Source organism: Rhodococcus zopfii NBRC 100606 = JCM 9919, assembly GCF_001895025.1.
In the GTDB taxonomy this organism is placed as follows: Bacteria; Actinomycetota; Actinomycetes; order Mycobacteriales; family Mycobacteriaceae; genus Rhodococcus; species Rhodococcus zopfii.
Map to the genome: position 1 here is coordinate 1 of NZ_BCXI01000021.1, position 678 is coordinate 678.

Consider the following 678-nt stretch of genomic DNA (forward strand, 5'->3'; position numbering starts at 1 on the left):
TCGCAGGGTCGGGGCGCCGCGGTTCCGGTCCCGCCGCGACAACCGGCAGGCGATCCGGTTCACCCGCAACGCCCGCTTCGCCGTCACCGACGGCCGCATGTTGCGGCTGCCGAAGATCGGCGATGTGAAACTCGCCTGGTCCCGGGATCTGCCGTCGGAGCCGTCGTCGGTGACGATCGTCAAGGACGCGTCCGGACGGTACTTCGCCTCGTTCGTGGTCGTCACCACCGACGAGCCGTTGCCGGAACTCGACACCGAGGTCGGGATCGATCTGGGGCTCAGCACGTTCGCGGTGCTCTCGGACGGCACGGTCATCGAGTCGCCGAGGTTCTTCCGCCGCGCCGAACGACGGTTACGCAGGGCGCAGCAGAACCTGTCCCGCAAGCAGAAAGGCAGCAGGAACCGGGCCAAGGCCCGCATCGAAGTCGCCAAGGCTCATGCCCGGGTGTCCGATGCCCGCACGGACTGGGCGCACAAACACTCCACGACGCTGATCCGCGAGAACCAAGCGATCCATGTCGAGGCCCTGTGTGTCACGGGGCTGGCGCGGACCCGGTTGGCGAAATCGGTGCACGACGCCGGGTGGGGCATGTTCACCCGGATGCTCGAGGAGAAAGCCGCCCGGTACGGGCGGACGTTCCACAAGGTCGACCGGTGGTTTCCGTCGAGCCGAACGTG

The 678-nt window shown here is 67.8% G+C and carries 1 protein-coding gene; it reads left to right on the forward strand.

Annotated elements, in window-relative coordinates; genetic code table 11:
* A partial coding sequence (locus RZ1_RS15530; RefSeq protein WP_139281859.1) for an RNA-guided endonuclease InsQ/TnpB family protein occupies window positions 1-678 on the forward strand: 678 nt, incomplete at both ends.